This is a genomic window from Leptospira limi, from assembly GCF_026151395.1.
Lineage (GTDB): Bacteria > Spirochaetota > Leptospiria > Leptospirales > Leptospiraceae > Leptospira_A > Leptospira_A limi.
This window is the reverse complement of record NZ_JAMQPV010000001.1, coordinates 1,997,588-2,018,756: the sequence shown is the minus strand read 5'-3', so window position 1 is coordinate 2,018,756 and position 21,169 is coordinate 1,997,588. Positions and strand designations below refer to the sequence as shown.

Annotated in this window: 22 protein-coding genes and 2 tRNA genes; 5 read left to right on the top strand and 19 right to left on the bottom strand. The window is 38.7% G+C overall.

Going from position 1 to position 21,169, the window contains the following annotated elements; translation table 11 throughout:
- The first annotated feature begins 43 nt into the window (after positions 1-43).
- Together ND812_RS09265 and ND812_RS09260 are read left to right on the top strand one after the other, a co-directional pair.
- The gene (locus ND812_RS09265) at positions 44-448 is read left to right on the top strand and encodes a PaaI family thioesterase (RefSeq protein ID WP_002973585.1); all 405 of its coding nucleotides are present in this window, start codon (positions 44-46) and stop codon (positions 446-448) included.
- A 4-nt stretch (positions 449-452) separates the two neighbouring features.
- Positions 453-539, top strand: a tRNA-Leu gene (locus tag ND812_RS09260).
- Positions 540-543: 4 nt separating this feature from the next.
- Here ND812_RS09260 and ND812_RS09255 read toward each other — a convergent pair.
- The 7 genes from ND812_RS09255 to ND812_RS09225 form a co-directional block, all read right to left on the bottom strand.
- Complete coding sequence (locus ND812_RS09255; protein ID WP_265375222.1) at positions 544-1,320, bottom strand: hypothetical protein; 777 nt, start codon at positions 1,318-1,320, stop codon at positions 544-546.
- 6 nt (positions 1,321-1,326) lie between these two features.
- A complete protein-coding gene (locus ND812_RS09250; RefSeq protein WP_407658497.1) occupies positions 1,327-2,673 on the bottom strand; it encodes an N-acetylmuramoyl-L-alanine amidase CwlD in 1,347 nt (448 codons plus the stop codon).
- 54 nt (positions 2,674-2,727) lie between these two features.
- A complete protein-coding gene (locus ND812_RS09245; RefSeq protein WP_407658496.1) occupies positions 2,728-3,474 on the bottom strand; it encodes a hypothetical protein in 747 nt (248 codons plus the stop codon).
- 66 nt (positions 3,475-3,540) lie between these two features.
- The gene (locus ND812_RS09240; protein WP_265375221.1) at positions 3,541-4,188 is read right to left on the bottom strand and encodes an O-methyltransferase; all 648 of its coding nucleotides are present in this window, start codon (positions 4,186-4,188) and stop codon (positions 3,541-3,543) included.
- A complete protein-coding gene (locus ND812_RS09235; protein ID WP_265375220.1) occupies positions 4,185-5,024 on the bottom strand; it encodes an MBL fold metallo-hydrolase in 840 nt (279 codons plus the stop codon). Before ND812_RS09235 ends, ND812_RS09240 begins: the two co-directional genes overlap by 4 nt.
- Complete coding sequence (locus tag ND812_RS09230; protein ID WP_265375219.1) at positions 5,024-6,421, bottom strand: M16 family metallopeptidase; 1,398 nt, start codon at positions 6,419-6,421, stop codon at positions 5,024-5,026. Before ND812_RS09230 ends, ND812_RS09235 begins: the two co-directional genes overlap by 1 nt.
- A 2-nt stretch (positions 6,422-6,423) precedes the next feature.
- Positions 6,424-7,968, bottom strand: coding sequence for a M16 family metallopeptidase (locus tag ND812_RS09225; RefSeq protein WP_322113661.1), 1,545 nt, complete (start codon positions 7,966-7,968; stop codon positions 6,424-6,426).
- 21 nt (positions 7,969-7,989) lie between these two features.
- On the opposite strand from ND812_RS09225, the gene ND812_RS09220 reads away from it, so the two are divergent.
- Entirely contained in the window at positions 7,990-8,667 is a 678-nt protein-coding gene (locus ND812_RS09220) for a hypothetical protein (protein WP_265375217.1), read from the top strand.
- The gene (locus tag ND812_RS09215) at positions 8,668-9,114 is read left to right on the top strand and encodes a lipoprotein (RefSeq protein WP_265375216.1); all 447 of its coding nucleotides are present in this window, start codon (positions 8,668-8,670) and stop codon (positions 9,112-9,114) included.
- A gap of 6 nt (positions 9,115-9,120) precedes the next feature.
- Here the strand turns inward: ND812_RS09215 and mpl17 are convergent, their stop codons facing one another.
- From mpl17 to ND812_RS09170, 9 genes are all read right to left on the bottom strand, one after another.
- Positions 9,121-9,549, bottom strand: coding sequence for a cell surface protein MPL17 (gene mpl17, locus ND812_RS09210; protein ID WP_265375215.1), 429 nt, complete (start codon positions 9,547-9,549; stop codon positions 9,121-9,123).
- Positions 9,550-9,560: 11 nt separating this feature from the next.
- Positions 9,561-10,718 (bottom strand): DNA methyltransferase, encoded by a 1,158-nt coding sequence (locus ND812_RS09205; RefSeq protein WP_265375935.1) that lies wholly within the window; start codon positions 10,716-10,718, stop codon positions 9,561-9,563.
- Positions 10,719-10,794: 76 nt separating this feature from the next.
- On the bottom strand, positions 10,795-11,751 hold the full coding sequence (locus ND812_RS09200) for an RluA family pseudouridine synthase (RefSeq protein ID WP_265375214.1): 957 nt from the start codon (positions 11,749-11,751) through the stop codon (positions 10,795-10,797).
- Positions 11,752-13,014, bottom strand: a complete 1,263-nt coding sequence (locus ND812_RS09195; protein WP_265375213.1) for a PilZ domain-containing protein — start codon at positions 13,012-13,014, stop codon at positions 11,752-11,754.
- Between the two features lie 2 nt (positions 13,015-13,016).
- A complete protein-coding gene (locus ND812_RS09190) occupies positions 13,017-15,269 on the bottom strand; it encodes an alpha-hydroxy-acid oxidizing protein (protein WP_265375212.1) in 2,253 nt (750 codons plus the stop codon).
- Complete coding sequence (gene mnmA / locus ND812_RS09185) at positions 15,266-16,408, bottom strand: tRNA 2-thiouridine(34) synthase MnmA (RefSeq protein WP_265375211.1); 1,143 nt, start codon at positions 16,406-16,408, stop codon at positions 15,266-15,268. Before mnmA ends, ND812_RS09190 begins: the two co-directional genes overlap by 4 nt.
- A 1-nt stretch (position 16,409) precedes the next feature.
- A complete protein-coding gene (locus ND812_RS09180) occupies positions 16,410-17,300 on the bottom strand; it encodes a hypothetical protein (protein WP_265375210.1) in 891 nt (296 codons plus the stop codon).
- Positions 17,264-17,491, bottom strand: coding sequence for a hypothetical protein (locus tag ND812_RS09175; protein ID WP_012388329.1), 228 nt, complete (start codon positions 17,489-17,491; stop codon positions 17,264-17,266). Before ND812_RS09175 ends, ND812_RS09180 begins: the two co-directional genes overlap by 37 nt.
- A 22-nt stretch (positions 17,492-17,513) precedes the next feature.
- A complete protein-coding gene (locus ND812_RS09170; protein ID WP_265375209.1) occupies positions 17,514-18,575 on the bottom strand; it encodes a sensor domain-containing diguanylate cyclase in 1,062 nt (353 codons plus the stop codon).
- A gap of 167 nt (positions 18,576-18,742) precedes the next feature.
- Here ND812_RS09170 and ND812_RS09165 point away from each other — a divergent pair.
- Positions 18,743-18,815: transfer RNA gene (locus tag ND812_RS09165), tRNA-Met, on the top strand.
- 6 nt (positions 18,816-18,821) lie between these two features.
- Here the strand turns inward: ND812_RS09165 and proC are convergent.
- Genes proC through ND812_RS09150 form a run of 3 tightly spaced genes read right to left on the bottom strand, consistent with a single transcriptional unit; the run spans position 18,822 to position 21,104 of the window.
- Entirely contained in the window at positions 18,822-19,613 is a 792-nt protein-coding gene (gene proC / locus ND812_RS09160; protein WP_265375208.1) for a pyrroline-5-carboxylate reductase, read from the bottom strand.
- Entirely contained in the window at positions 19,594-20,250 is a 657-nt protein-coding gene (locus ND812_RS09155; RefSeq protein WP_265375934.1) for a YggS family pyridoxal phosphate-dependent enzyme, read from the bottom strand. Before ND812_RS09155 ends, proC begins: the two co-directional genes overlap by 20 nt.
- Positions 20,251-20,294: 44 nt before the next feature.
- Positions 20,295-21,104: a hypothetical protein gene (locus ND812_RS09150; RefSeq protein WP_265375207.1), complete on the bottom strand. Its 810-nt coding sequence runs from the start codon at positions 21,102-21,104 to the stop codon at positions 20,295-20,297.
- Positions 21,105-21,169 lie beyond the last annotated feature (65 nt).

Below are 21,169 nucleotides of genomic sequence, written 5' to 3'. Positions count from 1 at the left end.
TTTTCTGCTTGACACAAGAGAATTTCTTGCGTTCCATGGTGGCATGAAATCCGTTGCGAAAAAAAATCTCAGCTTTGCCTCCTCTCCGGACAATGCAGACGGGTTGCAGTTAAAAATCACATTTGATGAAGACACAAAAACTGCCTTCGGTGATTACACCTGCCCCGAAAAATACCAGGGTTTACCAGATCAAATCCATCCAGGGATTATCTCAACCATTCTTGACGAGATCATGGTCAAGATCAATGAAGCGATGAATTTCGAAACCACAACAGGGGAACTTACCATTCGTTTCCTACAACCTGCAAAGGTGAATGAACCTCTTCACTTACGTGGATGGTTTGTGAAAAAGAACAAAAAAATCATCGAAAACCGTGCTGAAATTGAAAATGAGATCGGCAAAATAGTGGCCCGCGGAAAAGGTAAATATATCGAAGCTGAAGACTGATTATGCCGATGTGGTGGAATTGGTAGACGCAGTGGATTCAAAATCCACCGATGGTAACATCATGCCGGTTCGATTCCGGCCATCGGTACCAAAAGTTATTTAGTTCGAAATCTCGCACAAGCTTTTTGATAAAATTCGTCTTCGATTTTATCAATCGCTTGTAAAACGAGAACCATCTCTTGTTTCTCTAATAAATCAAAAATTTTCTGACCTTCCTTTAATATCGAAACTCCAAGTGAAATTCCATTTTTATCATTCTCCGTATAAAGGGAATGTTTCGATTCCATCTTCACTAAGATATCTTCCATAATCAAAACGATTTTTCGCACGAGTTCTTTATCAGAAAAAATCGAAAATAGAGCACAAACATCTTTTCGAAATGCATCTGCTTTCTCTTTTTCCACAAAGGAAATGAGTTTCTCCATGGCAAAGTTGGATTCTAAAAATGTTTTTGGATTCTCTTGTGCATCAAGTGCCAACACCAATTCTTCCTCAAAACTATGTGCTGTCACATAGGAATGCAGAGCAGACATCCCAGCTTTTAATGCCATGGGAAAATGTTTTCCAAACCGAAAGATCGACATAGCTAAGTTTCCGAGTATCCCCCATATTTTAGATGGATGGTTTACAAATCCAGATAACGCGTCAAAGGCGGCATCTAACCTTTTTCTTTTTTCATAAGAAGGATACAGGTATTCTAAAAAAAACGTTAGGAGTTCGTGAATTGTTTTTTCTGAAATAGAATGGAATTCTGGATAATTTTTTAAGTTCTCTTTCGAATAACGAGACACCAAAGAATTTTGGTAGAGTTGGATAAACTCAGGGAATAAAGTATGGTGTAATACTTTAGAAGTTTCTTTTTTTGGCTTCATTTACAGTTACAATACATCTTCAAAGTATGTTTCATACCTTTCCCAATTTACTTTTTTTCCTTTGGGGTTATAAGGTAGGTTTGGATTTTTTTTCACATCAAGACCAACAAACAAAGAATAAATGCCGACTGCAAGCGAGATGGCAGTTTCCTTTTTGTTTTGTGTTAAGTATTTGATATCACGGCTACGGTTCACATATCCTATTTCAATAAAAGCACAAAGGGCATTGGTATAAGTTGGCAAACTATAGGTAGAAATATATGGTTTTTGGATGGGACCAAGTTCTGGGTAGGCTGAATCTTTTTCTTTTAATTGGATGGGAAGCCCGTATTGGACAAACCGCATGAGTTCTCTTGTCACATAATGGTTGTCACCTCCAAATCCTTCTTTTCCGCCTTCCCTTCTCCACTCTTCCTTTTTCCCCATTTCCCTTTCCCAAAATCGACCCGACTCTAAAAACTCTTCGTGTGTTTTGGCATAAGGACCTTTTTTCCCAATATTTTTTTCCCAATTAGGATCATCCGCATACTTCCAACTAATCATGTTTTGGCGGTAACCCTCAAACTTGGAAAGGTCTGTTTCTTTTCCATTTTTTTTGGACCAATACCCGTGGAGGTAAATCCAAGTATCGGCTGTGGCATTTTCTAATTTACTCCAACCCGATTGGAATATGAGCCAATCAGACCAAGGACCTTTTAAGAATCCATTGGGGGACTTTCGTTTCTCCGATATTTTTTTTAAATTTGAAAAGGTTTTGTATCCAGGAGTGAGGACTGCTGCCATTCCTCCCTTTTGGCCTTTACTTGCTGGGTTTAAGTGGAGGGATAAAACCAAATGTGGTTTTAGTTCATTGATTTTAGACAACCTTCCTTTTTTTCTGATTCCCGATTTGGGATCAGGAAAATCATAAAGCCGGTAAGGTGCATTTGGATCGTCGGATGAAGCATCATCATCAAATGAAGATTCTCTTGTTAGGTGGCTAATGAGTTTCACTCGTGTGAATTCATTTTTTTTGGAAAATAGTTTTAGGTAACTTTCGAATTCTTTCCACCCAGACTCAGTCTCAGTTAATTTTAAAACCTTATGGACTTCTTTTGCTAAATCAAGTACAACCTTTCTTTCCGTAATACTTCCATGTTCTGTGCCTTGTTTGTAAGTTTCTAAAAATGTTTGAGTGACACTGTCATATTTATCTCCATGTTGTGCCTTTGGATCTTTGGCAACACCCCCATGGCCAGGATCAATCACGATCCGAAAACTTGGTTCCGAAAATAAGGAAAACGTAAAAATAAAAAAACAAACCGGGATTGATCGGAGTAAATACAAAAGGTAGTTTAGATAAGATTGAGACACGCTTGTGCCATTCTCCGCCCTATAGCGAGCGGAGAAAAGAAAAGTTTGAAGTTATTATTTTGTGTTTTGGCTTACAATTTGATTTTTGTTATCAACCAGATCTTTTGCATATTTATCAGTAATCACTTTTTTATCAGCTTCTTGTTCCTTAAAATCAGTTAAGATTTTGATCCCATAGTCTTTTGCAATTCGGTAATGTACGATAGCGTCGTAGTAACGGTCATCCCTAGTCATATCTGTCGCTAACCCAAGTTGTCCATATGCAATTCTTAGTTTTTGTTGTGCTTCCGCAATTTCACGGTAAGGCACAACTGGTTTTACACCTTCTGTCGAAGTATCAACCAACTGCGCTTGTTCTTGTCCTGTGATGGTATCCGCACACTCAGCAAGTAAGTTTTGAGTTTTGGTATCGTAACTTTTCGCAAATTTACCAAGCAGAGTATTGATGTCTTTTTCAAGAATCACCATTGCTTTACCAGATGCAATATATGCTCTTCGGTAGTAATAACGTAATACAATTTGGTAGTCTTTTTTGATTTTATCGAATGCTGTTTTGGAATCCGGAACTTCGTCTCCAAAGTTTGCCGTAACAATCGTTAAGAGTTTAATCGAATTGATGACTCTGTCTTTATTGTTTTCCGAAATATTTTTATATTGTTTTCGTTCTAAATTGGTTCCTTGGTCCAATTTGTCTAATTCTTCAAAGGATTCCTTTCCTTTTTCAGGTGCACCTGATTCCTGTGCCGTTACCGAAAGACTCAAACAAACCATAAACAGAATCAAAAAACTTTTTTTTAACACGAAACGTTTCTCCTTAAACCAAGGAGCAGAATACACAAAAAGTTCTAGGTTTGACTACTATTTTTTCTACTTCCGAAAAAAGAGTAAACCGTCTCCCACGGGGAACAAGGTATACTCCGAAACTTGGGATTTCACCTTATTCCAAAGTTCCATCACTGCCATATCGGATGGTTTTTTGGGATCAGGATGCAAAACTCGCCCATGCCAGAGAACATTATCAAAAACAAAACTGGCACCCTTTTTTGCCTTCGGCCAAAGGGTTTGGAAGATCTTTGGGTAGGTGATTTTATCACAGTCCACAAAATAAAAATCCGTATCGATCCAAAACGATTCCTCTTCCAAAGTTTCCAAAACAGAACCTGTCACCCGAGTAACATCCATTTGGTCTTTGATACCCATCTTTTCAGCATACACTTCCAATAATTGGGCTTGTTCTTCATGACGGTCCACCGTGATGATCTTTGAAGATTTTGATCCATATACCATCCAAAGTGTGGAGTAACCAAGGCCAGTCCCTAATTCTAAAATCGTTTTTGGTTTGAGAAAGGAAACCAAATGAGACAAAACCCCACCCGTTGCCGCCGTGACAATGGGAATGTTTTTTTCTTTGGCATAGGATTCCATTTCCGAAAACACTGGACTAGGTTTGTACACAAGGTCTGTGTCGATAAAAGGTTCTAAACCTTCGATGAAAATGCTAGGTCTTGGTTTCATGATTTAGGAGGTAAAAATAAGGAGATTCGATCCTTTAAAATGGCCGGGACTTTTTTTCGCAAAAGATCATTTAACTCACGATAACTGTAACGTTTGGAGGGATGGATGAGGACAATTGCTTCATTTTCAAAGGAAGAAGCATGTTCTACGATTTCATCAAAATGGGTATGGCCCCACTCCCTAGCTCGACTCACATCTCGTTTTTCACAATAATAGGTACATTCCATAAAGAGGATTTTACTTTTCCTGACATCTTCGTTGGCCAAAACATATTCAATTTTGGAATCCCCTGAAAAGGATACAAGAGGGATTGAAATTTCTTCTGTTGGATCAGTACCGTTTTCTTTCGATTTTCGAATTTCATCGGAGTTAAGGGATAGAAATTCTTTCTTTAACTTTCGTTTGGTTTCGTATACTGTATAACCTTGTGATGGAACTCTATGAAAACTTTCTAATGGTTTAAAAAAATATCCTGGTTTTAATTCCACTCTGTCTCCAAAACTCAGACCATAAAGTTCACATTCATAATCAAATTCTTCTATTTCGGAATAGAGTTTTAAAATTTGAGAGAGTTTTGGTTCGAGTGCCTTGGGTACATATATTTTAGGGATTGGGAGTTTGCGAAGGCTTCTTTGGGAAACATAGTATGGAATTCCGCATGAATGGTCTAAATGTGCATGTGTAAGAAGGATTCTACCAATATGAATTTTATCAGGATTGATGAATCCAAAATCAAACATAAAGTCAAGAGATGGACAAATGATAGAAGTGCGGATCCCACCTTCGGAGATCCCTTCAAATTTAATTCCTTTGTATTCAAAACTTGCTGTTAACATCAATCTTCTGGTTGGATGAGAGTTACAGAACCTTTCCAAAAACTCATCAGTGATTTGGGACCAACTATGGTTGTGATCATTTTGTCCGATTGGAAATAAAGTTTACCTACTCGTTTTAAATCAGCAAGAGTTACTTTTTCTATTTCTTTTCGAAAGTTTTGCAAATACCCTTCTGGCATTTTGTGGTCACGCCTTCTCACTTCACTTGATAAAGTTCGTTTATCATCTTCGAATTGAAAGACAAACTGATTGATGATTGCATTCTTTGCACGTAACAATTCATCCTCTGTGAGTGAATTGATCAGTTTTGGTTGGATGAGTTCTTGCATTAGGGATAAAACATCTTTTGCTGATTCTGACTTTGTCATGGCATAAAATTGGATGGTTCCATAATTTTCCTGAAAATCAGTATTACTCCCTGCGGAATAAGCGAGCCCTCGGTTGTTTCGAATTTCTCTCATATAATATGAGTTAAACCCACCACCACCAATGATATAATTCAATACTTGAATCGCATAAAAATCAGGATGGTTGTGTTCTGGTAAAACTCCCATCATGGAAATGAACGTTTGGTTTACATCTTTTGTTACCAAACGAATTTCTTTACCTTCTTTTGTTACATTCGCACTTAATATAGAAGGAGTGATCATTTCTTCTTTCGGTTGGATCGTTTTTGGTAGATTCGAAAAAAATCCATCCCAAGATTTTAGATCAAAATCACCTGTGATGAGTAACCTTCTTTTTGGTTCAGAAAGGATCTGCGATTGGAAACTGAGTAGTTCGTCCAAACCCACTGCATTTATATTTTCTTTTTTCATGGAAGTGCCAGCAATGGTTCCGCGAAACAATGCTTCTTTCGCTTTCCTACTTCCTAATGCCGAAGGGTTATCATTCCTTCGATTGATTTCTTCCGTTAACTTCCCTTTGGTAACCTTTAATAAAGTTTCATCCAAATTCGGGTTTTGGAAAAATGATTGGATCACTGGTAATACAATCGACTCGGTTTTCTTTAAATAGGAAAGACTAACGATTGTTTTTTCGTAATCCACTGAAACGGAAAAAGACGCCCCGTAAAATTCTAAGGTTTCTAAAAACTTTTCTTTTGGAAATGTTTTGGAACCAGACAATTCCCAAGTATCTTCCAAGATTCTCGCAATTTCGACAGGGCGTGAACCTAAATGTTTTTTTCCATGGTAGATTAGAATATCCGCATAAACGATCGGGAACTCCGAATTTTTTAAAGAAAAAACTTCTACTCCTGAAGGATTTGTGGAAGAAGTGATTCCAGGAACATCAAATTGTAATGGTTTAATTTGGATATCTTTTACAAATTCTCCCATTTCTCGTGCGAACAATGGAGAGAGACAAATAATCAGTAAGATTAAGATTCGTTTCATCATTATTTTTTCCTTACATCCTCTAATACACCGATGACAACATTTTCTTTCGTGAGGTATTTGGGAATCAATGCTTGGATTTCACTACTTGATGCATTCATAATGGTTTGGTATTGTTTGAACAAACCTGACCAATCTCCATATAACAACTGATAATAGCTCAATAAATCCGCTATGGTTCCATTTTCATCCAAAGTTTTGATAAAATCCGATACCATTTGGTTTTTGACCTTATCTAATTCCTCTTTTGGAATTCCTTTTTCTTTAATACGGTTCATTTCTTCCCAAATGATGGACTCAATTTTTTCAATGTTTGCCCCTTCATTTGGTTTAATGAAAAATACAAAATAATTTTGGTACCGTTCACCTGGGTAACCATTAGCAGCACCAATGCTAAGTACTAATTTTTCTTCCAAAACCAAACGTTTATAAAGTCGTGATCCAGTTCCAGAAGTTAAGATTGTAGAGAGAACATCAAAACTGGAATTATCTTTGTGAGGATAAGGAGGTTTTAACCAACCCATCATCATTTGACTACCAGAAGGATGGTACACCTTAAACCGTTTTTCTCCAGGAAATGATTTTTCCTCTACTTTGTAATTGGGTCTTGGTTTACCAGGTTTTAGATCGGAAAAATATTTACGGATGATTGATTCCGTTTCTTCCATATCAAATTGGCCCACAATGGAAATCACCATTCTATCAGGAGTATAATGTTTTTTGAAAAATTCCTTAGTTTCATCAATTTTGAGAAAAGGAAGTCCAGTAGAATAACCAATGACGGGTTTTCGGTAAGGATGGCTTTCAAATGCTAAAGAAAAAAACTTTTCTCGCAAAACACCTGCTCCACTATCATCAGTTCTCATCCTTCTTTCTTCGATGACAACATCACGTTCTGTATAATATTCACGCAAAATGGGATCTTTTAATCGATCGGATTCAATTTTTGCCCATATTTCAATTCTATTGTTTGGCAATTGGATTTGGTAATTGGTTACATCTTGTGAGGTGTAAGCATTAAATCCTACTTCTCCATTTTGTTCATAAATATAAGAATCTTCATTTTTGACGATGAACTCATCTTGTAATTGGATGAGATTTTTTAACCTTCGATTTAATGTTTCGATTTCAGATTCCAAAGAAGTGGGAACCATCTCCCCTCTTGTTAACAAATCCCTTCTTTGTAATTTTAAATTGTCGAGTTCCGTTCCCCAAACTTCGATTTGTTTTTGGTATTTTTCTTCCTTTTCAAAATCCGTTGTGCCAACTGACTTTGTTCCTTTGAAAAGCATATGTTCCAATAAGTGCGCGGTCCCTGCTTCTTCTGGTGTTTCGTCCACTGCACCCACCAAAAATTTGATATATAGTGCAACTGTCGGGGAGGTTCCACGTTTCATCATCACTACCGTCAGTCCATTTTCTAATTGGATGGTTTTGATTTTTTCGCGGAATTGGGACTCAGAAGTTCCAAAAAAAGAATCCTCTGAAAAAAGAGGTAAAAATTGTAGAAGGAAACAAAGGAAAAAGATTCGTAATTTCGACATCATCTACTAGTCTTGAAGTTGGAAATGGTTCGTAAACTTCTAATTTTAAGTCTCTTTTGTTCCTGCCGCCTCTTTACCATAGCCGATCCCAATTATGTGGAACGTGCCTTACAAAACGAATCGGATGAAGGTTTTATCTCAAGGGAATTTTTCCAAATCAAAGTTGAGATTCCTGTTACCTATCGTGAGATCGCAGGAAAAGAGAGAAGAGAGGATTGTAAAAAACGAGCATTCGTAGAAAGAGAAACCCTTAGTTTGCCATACCTTCTCAAAATCCAAAGACAACAGCATAAATTTGGTGAAGGTTTTGATTCTTACTCGAAGTCTTTGGAAGGTAAAGATCGGCAAACAAGGCTCATTGCAAACGCACCTCAGATAACAACTGCGACAGGGACTGCAGCAACCACCTCTACAACACAATCTGTTATTCCGCAAAGCACACAAAATCCAAATACAACGAGTAACACAAATACTTCCAGTAATCCTAACCAGAACCTAGACGGAGTTAGGGGGATTCCCCAAAATCAAAAACAGAACGACAGAGAAAACCTTCACAACTTTGCCTGGTTTTTCGACAGTTTACACTTATACAAAGAAGATTACTCTGACCCAACAAAATGTGCTTTCCTATTCCGAAATATCCAACCTAAATTAATGGAACGTGTGGAAAAAACACCGATCTCTGATTTCAGGAAACAATAGATGAACAAACACCTAACAATTGCATTGCTATCAATTTCGATTTCTTTTCTTTTTTTTCAATGTAAATCCAAAGAAGTAAAAGAAACAAATGAACCCAAAGAAACGATAGAAACCAAACCAGAAGAGTCACCACTTGTCATTGAATTTACAAAAGCAAAAGAAGGATTTATAACAGATAGTTTATTCCAGGTAGCTGTTTCGAGTGTTCTCCCAACAGAAAAAGAAAGAGAAGAAGAAGCTAAGTCAATTGCAGAACAAAAATCACTCAACCTACTCAAAACATATACCATTCCAAACTTAACGGACAAAGGGAAAAAGGAACTGAGAGAAATCTCGAAAGAAGGAAAAATCGTCAACAAAAACGTTTCAGTTGGTGGCAGGTACTTTTTTCTTTACCAAATCCAAAAACCAAACTTAAAACGTCTTGTGACTAAAGATTTAGAATAACTGTGATTAGATGGAAAATGTTTTTGTAACTTTTGCCGGAATACAAATATTCTTAAGAAAATTACAATAAAATAGTTTTCCTTCCATTAACAATTTCCCTTTTCCTTCCACTTGGAAGGTTAAGGGTTTTACATATTCAAAGTATTCTGGTTTTTTTGGGTGTGTTGGTCCAGTGAGTTTTAATTCTGCGGAAATTACTTTAAGTCCTTCCGAACCTGATAAAAAAATTCGATGAGGGGCTTCCATTTGAAATCCAAAATCTTTAGGTAAATACAATTCTAACTCATACTTGCCTGCTGATTTTTCTTTAATGGAGACTTCAATGGGGTGAGATTCCATTGGTTCTCCAGCCTGGACTTCCTTTGACTCATTACAACCAACAAAACCCAAGAGAAAAATCGAAACCAACAAGGACAATACAAATTTCCAGTTCATATCCATTAGACTTATAATACTTTCCGTAGGACTACACAACGGTTCGAATTTGTTCCCTTTTCATTATTGGAAACTTGCCAACAATTGGATAGTTTTGTAAAACTTTGGGTATGGACATAGGTTTTGTTCCAAACAAGACCCGTTCCTTCTGCCATACGCACCACATCTTCATCTAGGTACAGTATCGAACTCCCTTTTTTTACTTCTCCTACTTCCATCACCATATAAGCACCTTTTTTCAGTACACGTGCTGATTCTTTCAGTGTAGAACGTATAAATTCATTCCAATCATTGATATTACTGAAAATACTGAGTTTACGGTCTTTTGATTTTTCTATGTCTAAAAACCAGTGGCGTAACCAATTATCCCCTTCATAGTCAACTTTATCTAAAAATGGTGGAGAGGTAACAATCAAATCTACAGATTCTGATCCAACATTGGGAACAGAATTTGCCGAATTCAAAGAGTACAAATTGTTCTTAGAAAATTCATGATAAAAAGGTGGAATAGGCAAAGCCAAATCACGTTTCATCTTTTGGTAAATTCTTGGTTTAATGGGCCTGTATTCCGGGCAAATCCCTTTTTTGGCATTGTTTTTAGCCTGAGCTTCTGGCGGGATTGATACTTGTGGGAAAGTATAGACTGAAAAAAATCCAGTACTATGACCATGTAACCTAGACAATGCGATGAGGGAAATAAACTTCATTTCAACCGAATCATCGATAGCCATGTATTTTTTAAGATTTTTAATCTCTCTCAAAGTTTTAGGATGGAAAAAGGGCAACAAGTTGACATCAAAAGGATCTTCGTCCACTTCTTTGTCCAAATCTAACGAGTTTAATTTTTTTTCCAAATCAACTAGTTTGGGAACATACTGTCTCGCACTGGCTAAAAAGATAGAAAGTGGATGGATGTCATTGTGAATCGCTGCATGACCTTCGATATTCGCTTGGATCGCTGTTGTCCCACGTCCACCAAATGGATCATATACGACTCTATTTTTCTTTTTTAGAAATTCCTTCATAAAAAAAGAAGGAAGCTCTGGTTTAAAAGATGCTCTATAACTAACGGTATGATGGATTGGATGTCCTTGTCTTTGTTTTGCTGTCCAAAACTCACCAAAAATAAACTTATCCGAATCTTTAAGTAATCTGCCTGCTCCTGCCATCCTTTGCAAAAGCCTCCTCTTTCTTTCTTAAAAGATCGGAGGAAAGGTAAATCTTGAGTTGGATTTTTATTAAAATCTATGGGACATAGTTTTTCCAATCTGGGAAGTAAATATCCATTTCTACTATTGGATTCGAATGAATATGAACAACTTGATTAGTTCTCTCATCCGCAAAACGAATGCTATATGCATGTAACATTTGCCTTTCAAATACCAACTCTTCTTTTAAGGCTTCGGTCATACCAAAATTAACAAAATCCAAAAAGGTAGTTTCTCTTGTTCCATACATCTTATCACCCAAAATTGGATACCCCAAATACAATAAACTGGCACGAATTTGGTGGATCCTTCCAGTAATGGGTCTCACAAGGACCAAACTCATTTCCTTATCTTTGTTATATAAAATGGGAAAAAAATCGGTTTGGCAAGTTTTTGATCCTGAAAATTCATCTGGCGAATATATCATTTTTTTCCGAATAGCAGAATGAATGTCTTTTCCAATATAGCCATCTAATTTTTGTTCAGTTGTGAAGTGTCCAGAAACAATTGCAAAGTATTCTTTATACACTTCTCGGTTTTCAAATTTTTTCTGAAGCCACATCCTACTCTCTTCTGACTTTGCAAAAATCACGATCCCCGATGTCTCGCGGTCTAAACGATGGACAGGAATGATTTTTGGGTATTTGGTTTCTAAAAAACTAAGTAAAGTTTTGGTCCGATAACGACCTGCTGGGTGCATGGGAAGATTGCCTGGTTTTTCCACAAAGAGAAACTCATCTGTTTCTTTCAAAATGGAATAATTTTCATCGACTTCCGGTTCAAGAATCCTTCCTGGAATTGGTTCGTATTCCAAGAGATCGCCATCTAACAATTGCTTGTCTCTTTTAACAAACTCACCTTGCACTTTAATTCGATTTTCTGAGATTAAAAATTCCCATTCTTCTAAACTATGGTAAGGGAATTTTTGTGTGAGATAGGATATCACCGTTTTCCCGGCATAGGGAGGACGAATGACAGACTGATAAGAAGTCATTTACTTAGGATCTTCTAGATTCTCTGCGAAGTTGTCATCCATATGGTTGGCAAAAGGATCCCCTTCTGAACCTTCTTCCATAACCGTTTCCGAATTTGGACTTTCTATCGTGTTTGATGAGGAATCAAATTTCTCTTCGTTTGGTTCCCCTTCGCTTCCATCAGAACTTGGATTTTCTTGCGTTCCTGACTCTTCAGGGTTCGGAACTTCTTCTTTTCCAACATTCAAAAAATCTTCGAGAATTTCTGTATCTTTTTCTGTTAGGTTGTAGAACTGGCATCCTACCCGAAAGTTTGTTTCCTGGTTTCTGATGTTTTTAATGATACCGCGAATGGTTACTTTTTTACCAGCTTCCAAGTTCAAATCAAAAAGGATGGTACCGTTTAAAGTAACAGACCTGGAAAAGGAACGGGAAGGAGCGTGGATAAAACTTATCCCTCCCATACTTAAGTCCATCACTTGGCAAACATCTCTCGATTCTTGGAATACGCCGGTGTTAATGATATCTCGACTCACTGCATTTGCAAATGTTTGGATTTGTTTGTACACTTCAATATCAAGTTGTTTTTCTGATAACACCTGAACATAACCTAAGTGAACATACCCCTTGTATTTGATGGGAACACAAATCTCTGAAGTATAATTATCAGGGATTTTGGAATTTTCAAAGATCCGTAGGTATTCATCAAAAGGGAAAAAAGCGGGTGAGGCTGTCGATTTTTCTTTTCGGTCTACAATGAAGATATCTTTGTCATAATGGTGCATCAAACGAAGACGGTTATCCATCCTTCCTGCAAAAAAAATGGACGAAAGTGGGAAAGCTTTTGTAAGTTTTGTTCGGTAAGCAAGTAAAATGGCATCCACTTTTTTATCATCAAAACCAATGGCTTTGGATACATCGTTAACATTGATTATGTTGGTAACAACCATCCCAGTTTGGATTTGGCTTATCTCAACCCTTGTTCCCTGTCTAGATGCAGCAGAAATTTGAATTTTAACAGGTGTTAGAATTTCGATTCCATTCCCATCACCTCCTGCCAGATTAAAATGTGCTAAAAATTTGCTTCCATTATGTACAACTGTTAGTACACGTTCCCGCGTTGGAAACTTTAGATTGGTATTGATGATGAGTGCTTTGTTTTTGAGTGCAATGATTTTGACTGGAAATTCTTTTTCTGCGTTTACGATATAAGCTGGTAACTTTCCAAATAAAGCAGTAATTACCTTCAAAATACCTTCAGGGTCTTTGATTTCTTTATCCATACTCAACCGTGTAGTTTATGAAGCAACATTGAGCGCTGAATGTCCACTAAAGTTTTTGCGCCAGTCACACTCATTGACTGTTTTAGTTCTTCCGAATATTTTTGTAAAAGAAATCGTATCCCAGCATCTTCCCCACCAACGAGGGAAATGGCAACTGGCCTTCCTACGAGGACAGAGGATGCCCCAAGAGCTAACATTTTGAACACATCCATACCAGAACGAATTCCGCCATCTACAAGGACAGGGATTTTTCCATTGACCACTTCGGCAATTTTAGGTAACACCCTGGCAGTTCCAGGCATTCCATCCAAAACTCGACCACCATGGTTCGATACAACAATAGCAGAAAATCCACCTTCCACTGCTAATTTAGCATCTTCCGCATTCATGATTCCTTTTAAGATAAAAGGAAGTTTTGTTTTTTCTCGGAGTTTCATGAGTTTCTCGAGAGGTCTTGTGACACTCGATAAATTTTTCTGTACCATGGTTTTAAAATTCACAGCATCGATGTCCATACCGATGGCGAACACTCCGTCCGCTTCCGCTTGTAAAAATCGTTCAAGGAGTAAGGATTCATCTTCCCTTGGTTTACAAATGAGAATTCCTTTTCCAGAAACTTTTTTAAGTGCTTCTAACATAATTTTGTATTTTTCTGGAGAAGCACCATCACCTAACCAAGCGAGGCTTCCATTTTGAGCAAAGGACCGAACAACAGTTAAGGCATAATCTGCATCGGTCATAACAAAATTCATATTGGTACCCACACCAGTCATTGGTGCTGCCATTATTGGAGTTTTTAAATCATAACCCAAAAATTTGGAATGAATGTCTGGACTTACATGTTCTCGAATGTAACCAGGTAGGATTTTAAATTCAGAAAGAGCTTCATGATTGTCCTGAAATGTTTCCATCAGGCCAACACCACCCATTCCAGGGATACCCGATGCACAATTTTTCCCATCACAAACCTTACAGACCCAACAAATATCCTTTCCAAATCGAATCCGCGCTTGGTCTCCAATTTCTTTTTCTGTAATCGAAAATTGTTCATCTACCTCAAAAACAATTGTTTGTTTTACTTTTTCAAAAACGAGTTCTGCTTCTTTTAAACTATCAGAAACGATGATCACATGACCCGACTTATCAATGTTATTTGTCGGTTCTTTAATAATATCTCCAGGTTTGGATTGCAAAAATACTTCCGATACACCTTCGATTTTTTTGATTTCTTCAACACCACGTATGGAAATCAGTTTTCCTGGTTTGGAAAGTAAGGATCTTTCAATTGACACTCGATTGACAACTGGTTCTAAATTGTCTGGTGTTTCACCAAGTGAGATGAGAAGTGCGGCCCGATTTAGATTCACTCCTGTTGATAAAGGATAGGTGAATGCTGACATAAAACCACCGGAAAGCCTAGCGGCAATCTCTCCAATTTTTACACCTTGTTTTGTGACTTTGATATCACCTTTCCCAGCGCCCAAGTGGATTCCAAGTGCTCTCATTCCGCCTGCCATCACGCGTTCCACTTCATCCAATACATCTTTTGGCATCGCCGAAGGCATGTTATGCCCTACTTCGATAAAATATGGATCTCTTTCGATGATACGATCGGCAATCCCTGTCATATGGATTTGGCCTTGGAAAGCTAGGGCATCAACGGAGAGTTCAGGTCCTTCCATGTATTCTTCTAAAATCAATTCACCTGTGGGGCAAAACCGTTTTGCATGACGGAAGGCAACTTGTAAGTCGTCACGGTTTGTGACCTTAATCACACCACGAGCTCCCATATTATCAGCTGGTTTCATCACAAGAGGAAAGGTTAATTCATCTAACGCATCTTTTGCGTCCTGCATCGACCACACAGGTGCAAAACGAGGAATGGGAAGCCCAAATTCTTTTAGGCGTTTACGCATCTTCACTTTATTGGATGCAGCTTCTGCATCAACAAATCGAATGCCAGGAAGTTGTAAAGCAGAGGCAACAGCGGCCACTGTCATACTTGCATCTGTTCCTGCTGTGATCACACCATGGATTGTCGTTTTTTGTGAAAACTTCTTTGCCTCACGTACCATACCTTCCACATCCTTTGTAGACATGAGGATGGTTTCATCAGCAATTTGGAATCCAATCGAAGTGGGATTCATATCAGCAACAACTGTATGCAAACGCATGGTTTTTGCAGTTTGGATGATGGGAACCTGTAACAACCCTCCTCCAATGATGAGGATTGTTTTTCCTTCAACTGATTTCAAATGGGAACACTCTCCCTAGAAACTTCGATGTTTGATTTCACTTTACGTGTGATGGAACCTTTTTGGATGATTCCACCAGCATAAAGATAATCTCCGTTTGTTGGATAGAACGTAGCGGACTGACCAGGTGTTACACTTTTTACATCTTCTAAAAATTCAACTTTCCAAGTATCACCAAGTGAAGTCACCTTACAATGAACAGGTGCACTTCTATACCGGATTTGTACCTTCATTTCGAGGGATTGTCCTGGAGACAGAGGTGCTAATGCTTGGTAGGTGATTTCTTCCAAGACAAAAGATTCAGAAACAGTTTCTTCTTCCTCTCCTAATATAACAGTTCCATCATCTTCAATGGAAAGAACATAGAGTGGATTTTTCCAGGCGATCCCAAGGCCTTTTCTTTGGCCAATGGTGAAACCTTCCTTTCCTTGGTGTTTGCCAATGATTTGGCCGGAAGCTAATTTAAAAAATCCTGGGGTAAACTGAATTCCCTTTTTTTTAAGGAAAGACCTATAATCATTTTCTGGGATAAAACAAATTTCTTGTGACTCTGGTTTTTCGGCAACGGGGAGACCCATACGCTTGGCGATTTCTCGAACCTGTGCCTTGTCCATCTCACCTAAAGGGAAAACTGTATTTTTGATATTTTCTTGGGACAAACCGTACAAATAGTACGTTTGATTTTTTTTCATATCAACTGCATTCCGAATGGCATACCTACCATCCACTTCAATCACTCGTGCATAATGGCCAGTGGCGATTTTATCAATTCCTAATTTTTTAGCTTGTTCAAACAAAGCACCAAACTTCACAAAGGTGTTACACTCTACACAAGGATTTGGTGTTCGTCCATCTTTATAATCACTGATAAAACGATCGATCACTCGTTCTCCAAATACCTTTTCCATTTTGATGACGTAAAACGGAATGTTTAGAGAAAGACCTACATCACGGGCATCCCGAATGTCTTCTGGGGAACAACAGGATTTTTTAGTGGTATCACAAGCAGGTGCTTCGTATTCCCAAGTCCTAAGGTTGACACCAATGACATCGTAACCTTCTTCCATGAGAAGGCCCGCTGCAACAGCACTGTCTACGCCACCACTCATCGCCACTATGATTTTTTCTTTTTCTTTCACCTTAGTTCTCTTGGTGGATGATCCCGATACGGTTCCGAGAAAAATCCCAAAACAGAGGACGAGTCCTCAAAATACCAAGCCCAATCACCCAACCCTCTTCCTTATCCTTGTCCCCTGATAAATGGAAATTCTCAAGTGAAATTCCTGTTAGAAACTCAACGTTCTGGTAATCTTCCCGAAATCCCGATTTGGCAATGAGAGTCAATGGTTCCATGGACCTCCAGTGGTTCATGCTGAGAATGGAATTCCCTGGCCGAAAGACTCTCCTTTCCCCTAAAAACTCATCGTCCCCTCCTTTGGGTAACAAACTGAGGGAAGCACCTGTATCGATATGGGCATAGGATTGGTAGGATTTTGGGTATTCAAAGGATACAAATGTATGTTCACCTTTCTGTATGGTAGAAAGGATTTTCAATTGGGTGCCCAGGTATGCATCTGGGTGGACACAAAAAGGTGAGTTTCCCGAAAACCAATACAAGTCCTTTTGGTCCCAAAAGATACAAGTCCCGCGGAAGAAATCAAGGCCCACAAGTCCTTGGATGCCTTTGGGTAAAATCCCTTCTCCCCTTCGGATCATCACAACTTGTCCACCAATTTGGAATTCTTTGGAAATGGTAGAATCTGATCCTTCATAAAAACTGATATTAGAACCTGTATCCCATAAAAAAGAAAAGGTTTCATTCCCTGATTGGAACCCAAGGAGTAAAAGGGAAATCCCAGTATCTAACACTTGTATTTTGGTATGCGGAGGAAGGCTTCGAGGAAAACGAAAAGGAGAAGGAATCGTTTCTGATGTTTTGAATTCTTTTTTTGTGGGGGTTGGCAGACACACCCACAAACAGATGCTAAGAGAGACTAAACCAATTTTTTGATACAACGAGAATGTGGGCATCTGGAATAATCTACCGTACAATCTCTGTATTCAATCCCTGTGTTTGCATCTTTTGTTTTGTATTCAATGAAACAAGAGTAAGGTTGGAAGTTGAAGGAAGACAACCCAAGGGCACGGTTACGGATAGATTCGTACACATCTGAGGGAACAGAGGGAGAGAGGTCTTTGAGTAGGTATGCAGGTTCTGCCATACTCTACCCATCGGCTATTTTCCTAATCTTTATAACAAATTGTGCGGTTTCGACCAGAATGTTTGGCTTGGTACAGGGCTTTGTCCGCACGTTCAATGAGGTCTTTATTGTTTCTGTCAGTGGCACGAAAACTAGAAACCCCAACGGAAAGTGTGACTTTTAAGTCTGAACCATCGTTTGGATTTTTGACCACCATCTCTTCCACTGCTTTACGGATTTCTTCGCCTTTGGCAATCGCTTCCTCTTCTGTGGCACCAGGCATCACAAGGCAAAACTCTTCTCCACCATACCGTGCGGGGATATGGTGTCGTTGTGCTTTCCCAATAAGTTGTTTAGCTACTTCGATGAGGACAACATCCCCGGCTTGGTGGCCATAGGTATCATTGAACGTTTTGAATTTGTCCACATCGGTAAATAAAAGCGATAATTTGGTACCTTTTTTACGGCAACGTTCCATTTCTTCTTTGAGTTTGGTTTGGAAGTAGTGATGGATTTTTAAACCCGTCATCATATCCACTGTGGCAAGTTCATAGAGTCTTGCATTGTCCACGGCAATCCCTGCAAGGTTGGCAAGGGTTGTCATAAATTCTTTTTCATCTTCTAAAAATTCTTCGGAAGTCATCTTGTCCCCAAGGACAAGTAACCCATTGACCTTACCCTTCGCATTCAGAGGGACAAGGATTTCTGCTCCCATTTTACGAAGGTACTCAATATCAGGAATTTTGTTTAGGACTTCCATTTGCAGGATTTGGTCCATTGTGATGGCTTTTGGTTTTTCTTCAAAATAATGGATGAGTGGGCTATCGATTTTGATTTCGTAGTTTTGTTCGTCAGTGCTTAACTCAAATCCTTTGATCGATTGGGGTTCTAATTTAAAAATTCCTAGGTCAATTTCTGGCTCAAGATACATGGCGGCATGTAGAGTCTGCAACTGCGCCAAACAGATGTTAAGAATTGCATCAATTAAGTACTTATAGTCTAACGTGGAATTTAATGCACGGGAGATTTCCAGTAGTTGTTTTTGGTCGTAGATTTTTTTTTCGTAATGCTCAAAAACGATATCAGTGTTTTCTTTAAAAGACAAAACGCACCGCCAGAATTCTATATAAGATAGGAATCATTCGTTATATTTGACACATGTAAAGTAAGATTTTGGCGGAAATCGATAAATTTAAACCAGGTTTGGAAATAGAAAGTTTCTTTATTCATTTTGTTGACAATAAACGAATCTTAAAAATAATGGTCGTATACCGCGCGGTGGAGCAGCTGGTAGCTCGTTGGGCTCATAACCCAAAGGCCACAGGTTCGAATCCTGTCCGCGCAACCGTTATTATCCCTTTCCCAATTCTTTACTTCTCTCTGTTGCTCTCCGAACAGCATCCCGAACTGCGGTAGAAAAACCGCCTCGTTCCAAAGCATCCAGTCCATGAATGGTAGTCCCACCAGGGGAAGTCACCCAATTGCGCACTTCCATTGGATGAAGAGTGTGGTCTTTGGAACGTAAGTCACGGAAATACACAAGAGTTCCTTCTATGGTTTCCATCGCAAGAGCCAAAGATTCCTCATAACTGAGACCCTCTTGTAACCCCGCTTCTGCCATAGCTTGCAAAAATGTAAGCACATAGGCAGGACCTGACCCAGACAATCCAGTGACCGCATCCATTAGGGATTCTTTCCCAATGCGGATTGTTTCTCCCATTCCATAAAAAAGTCGTTCGGTATGGGACACTGCCTCGTCCTCACAATAATACCCCATCGCACCACGATTGGAAACAAGAGGTAAATTCGGCATCACTCGTACACAAGTGGATGCCTTCGGAGCGGCATTCACCAACTGTCCATAAGAAATACCTGCTGCAATGGAAACAAAAATCGCAGGTTTCGTAAATTCTCCAAGGACTGGCTCCACAAGATTTGGTTTCACTGCGATCACAAACAAACCTGCTTCCTTTTCTAATGCATCCAAGGTAGAAACCAAACTAACACCTTCGATAGGAGATTGTTTTAGGTTGGGATCAAATGCAAATAGTTTTGTTCCTTGGGCCAAAAGTGCTTTGGCAATGGCTCCTCCCATTTTTCCAAGTCCCACCATCCCAACTGTTTTAAACGGAGTGTGTGCCATAATCCCTTTCTCCAAATATTTTTGATCCAATCCGAACAAAGTTTGATCCAAGTTTTACCGCCAACACATAATCCCCACTCATACCCATAGAAAGTTTTTGGTCTGGAAAATGTTCTTCACGGAACTGAGCCAACTTTGTGAAAACCTCTTTAGTTAGAATGGGATCTCCCGAAGAAGGTCCCATTCCCATAAACCCTTCCCAAACACAATATTCGTTCTGGTATTTGTTTAACTCATCTTTGTTTGTTAGAATCGTTTCTAAACTAAAACCATGTTTGGTATTCTCATTTGTCAGGTTTGTTTGTAAAAAATAACGAATTTTCTTTTTTTCTTTTTCAGCTCGTTTTAATAGTTCACCAAGACTAGAAAAAGATCCCACACCATGTGTATAAGAAAAAACACCAAATAACTTACGCAAGGTTCCTGATTGTACGGGTCCAATGTGATGGACATGTACACTTGATTCTGACTCTGGAAATTCTCCCCGTAATCGAGTGAACTTATCAATGGCTTCTGGGATGTAGTTTTCTCCAAATTCTCGAATTCCTTGGAGGTAAGCTTCCTTCACTACTTCATAGGGTTTCGTTTTGGATACCGCTATGAGTGTTGGAGGATTCCCTTGGGAAAGGGAATTCATTTCGTTTTGGATGGACTGGTATACCGAGATGTAATCTGACACGATTACTTAGCTAAAGCTTTTTCTAAGGAATCAATTCTACGTTCGATCTCCATAAATCGTTTTTCATTTCGATCGTTGGAAGAGTTTAGTTTTTGTTCCACTTCTTTCATCCGAACTTCCAAGGAAGACGAATTACCAGTTTGTTTGGAACTTGTCTTTTTACTCACACTCGTTTCTTTATAAGTCGTGGATTGTGATTTGTGACTGAGTTTGGAATTTGTTTTTTTACGTTTCGACTTTGGACTTACGTTAGAAGTTTCTTTGACAAGTTTTCCTTGTTTTGATTTTAGAACCGTTGTTTTAGGTTCCGAAACGAACTCTTCTTTGTTTTTGAAAGTGACTTGTGGTGTTTCACCCAAAGATTGTTTTTTCACAACTTCCTTTGTGTTCTGCTTTGGAGACTCTTTGTTTTCTTTGGGGGAAATTTGTTCTTCCACTTGGTCTAGTTTTTCTTGTAACCGAGATCCACTGTCTTTTGTGTCTCTAGTTTTGGCACCGTTTGCAACAGAGACAGACCTCGGTCTTTCCGAATCTGGTTCCATATCATCCAAACTCGGAAGGTCAGGGAGTTTGGAACGGTCTTCCCTAGTTTCTCTCGCGTTCGACTCGTCCATAAGATCTTTCGGAGGAGTCATGGAATCGGGTGATTTGGTGATTTCTCGGTCAACCATCTCAACTTCTTTGTTTTTTCCGATGGTTTGGAGTTTTTGGTAAATTTCATTCCTATAGATAAATGCGAAAATGAACGATGAAAGAAGTAGGACCACTAGAATGGCAGTTGTGAGTATTTTCAAATTGTCGCGGCGGCCCATGACGTGCGGATTCCTTTCCTTTGATACGGATAGAGTACACGTTTTTGCGCTTTCGAAAAGTGAGA

What these genes read in the sequence shown, in the direction of transcription:
- ND812_RS09265 (WP_002973585.1), top strand. Translation starts at nt 44, where the DNA reads ATGAAATCCGTTGCGAAAAAAAATCTCAGCTTTGCCTCCTCTCCGGAC.
- ND812_RS09255 (WP_265375222.1), bottom strand. Translation starts at nt 1,320, where the DNA reads ATGAAGCCAAAAAAAGAAACTTCTAAAGTATTACACCATACTTTATTC.
- ND812_RS09240 (WP_265375221.1), bottom strand. Translation starts at nt 4,188, where the DNA reads ATGAAACCAAGACCTAGCATTTTCATCGAAGGTTTAGAACCTTTTATC.
- ND812_RS09235 (WP_265375220.1), bottom strand. Translation starts at nt 5,024, where the DNA reads ATGTTAACAGCAAGTTTTGAATACAAAGGAATTAAATTTGAAGGGATC.
- ND812_RS09230 (WP_265375219.1), bottom strand. Translation starts at nt 6,421, where the DNA reads ATGAAACGAATCTTAATCTTACTGATTATTTGTCTCTCTCCATTGTTC.
- ND812_RS09225 (WP_322113661.1), bottom strand. Translation starts at nt 7,968, where the DNA reads ATGATGTCGAAATTACGAATCTTTTTCCTTTGTTTCCTTCTACAATTT.
- ND812_RS09220 (WP_265375217.1), top strand. Translation starts at nt 7,990, where the DNA reads ATGGTTCGTAAACTTCTAATTTTAAGTCTCTTTTGTTCCTGCCGCCTC.
- ND812_RS09215 (WP_265375216.1), top strand. Translation starts at nt 8,668, where the DNA reads ATGAACAAACACCTAACAATTGCATTGCTATCAATTTCGATTTCTTTT.
- mpl17 (WP_265375215.1), bottom strand. Translation starts at nt 9,549, where the DNA reads ATGAACTGGAAATTTGTATTGTCCTTGTTGGTTTCGATTTTTCTCTTG.
- ND812_RS09205 (WP_265375935.1), bottom strand. Translation starts at nt 10,718, where the DNA reads ATGGCAGGAGCAGGCAGATTACTTAAAGATTCGGATAAGTTTATTTTT.
- ND812_RS09200 (WP_265375214.1), bottom strand. Translation starts at nt 11,751, where the DNA reads ATGACTTCTTATCAGTCTGTCATTCGTCCTCCCTATGCCGGGAAAACG.
- ND812_RS09195 (WP_265375213.1), bottom strand. Translation starts at nt 13,014, where the DNA reads ATGGATAAAGAAATCAAAGACCCTGAAGGTATTTTGAAGGTAATTACT.
- ND812_RS09180 (WP_265375210.1), bottom strand. Translation starts at nt 17,300, where the DNA reads ATGCCCACATTCTCGTTGTATCAAAAAATTGGTTTAGTCTCTCTTAGC.
- ND812_RS09175 (WP_012388329.1), bottom strand. Translation starts at nt 17,491, where the DNA reads ATGGCAGAACCTGCATACCTACTCAAAGACCTCTCTCCCTCTGTTCCC.
- proC (WP_265375208.1), bottom strand. Translation starts at nt 19,613, where the DNA reads ATGGCACACACTCCGTTTAAAACAGTTGGGATGGTGGGACTTGGAAAA.
- ND812_RS09155 (WP_265375934.1), bottom strand. Translation starts at nt 20,250, where the DNA reads ATGAATTCCCTTTCCCAAGGGAATCCTCCAACACTCATAGCGGTATCC.
- ND812_RS09150 (WP_265375207.1), bottom strand. Translation starts at nt 21,104, where the DNA reads ATGGGCCGCCGCGACAATTTGAAAATACTCACAACTGCCATTCTAGTG.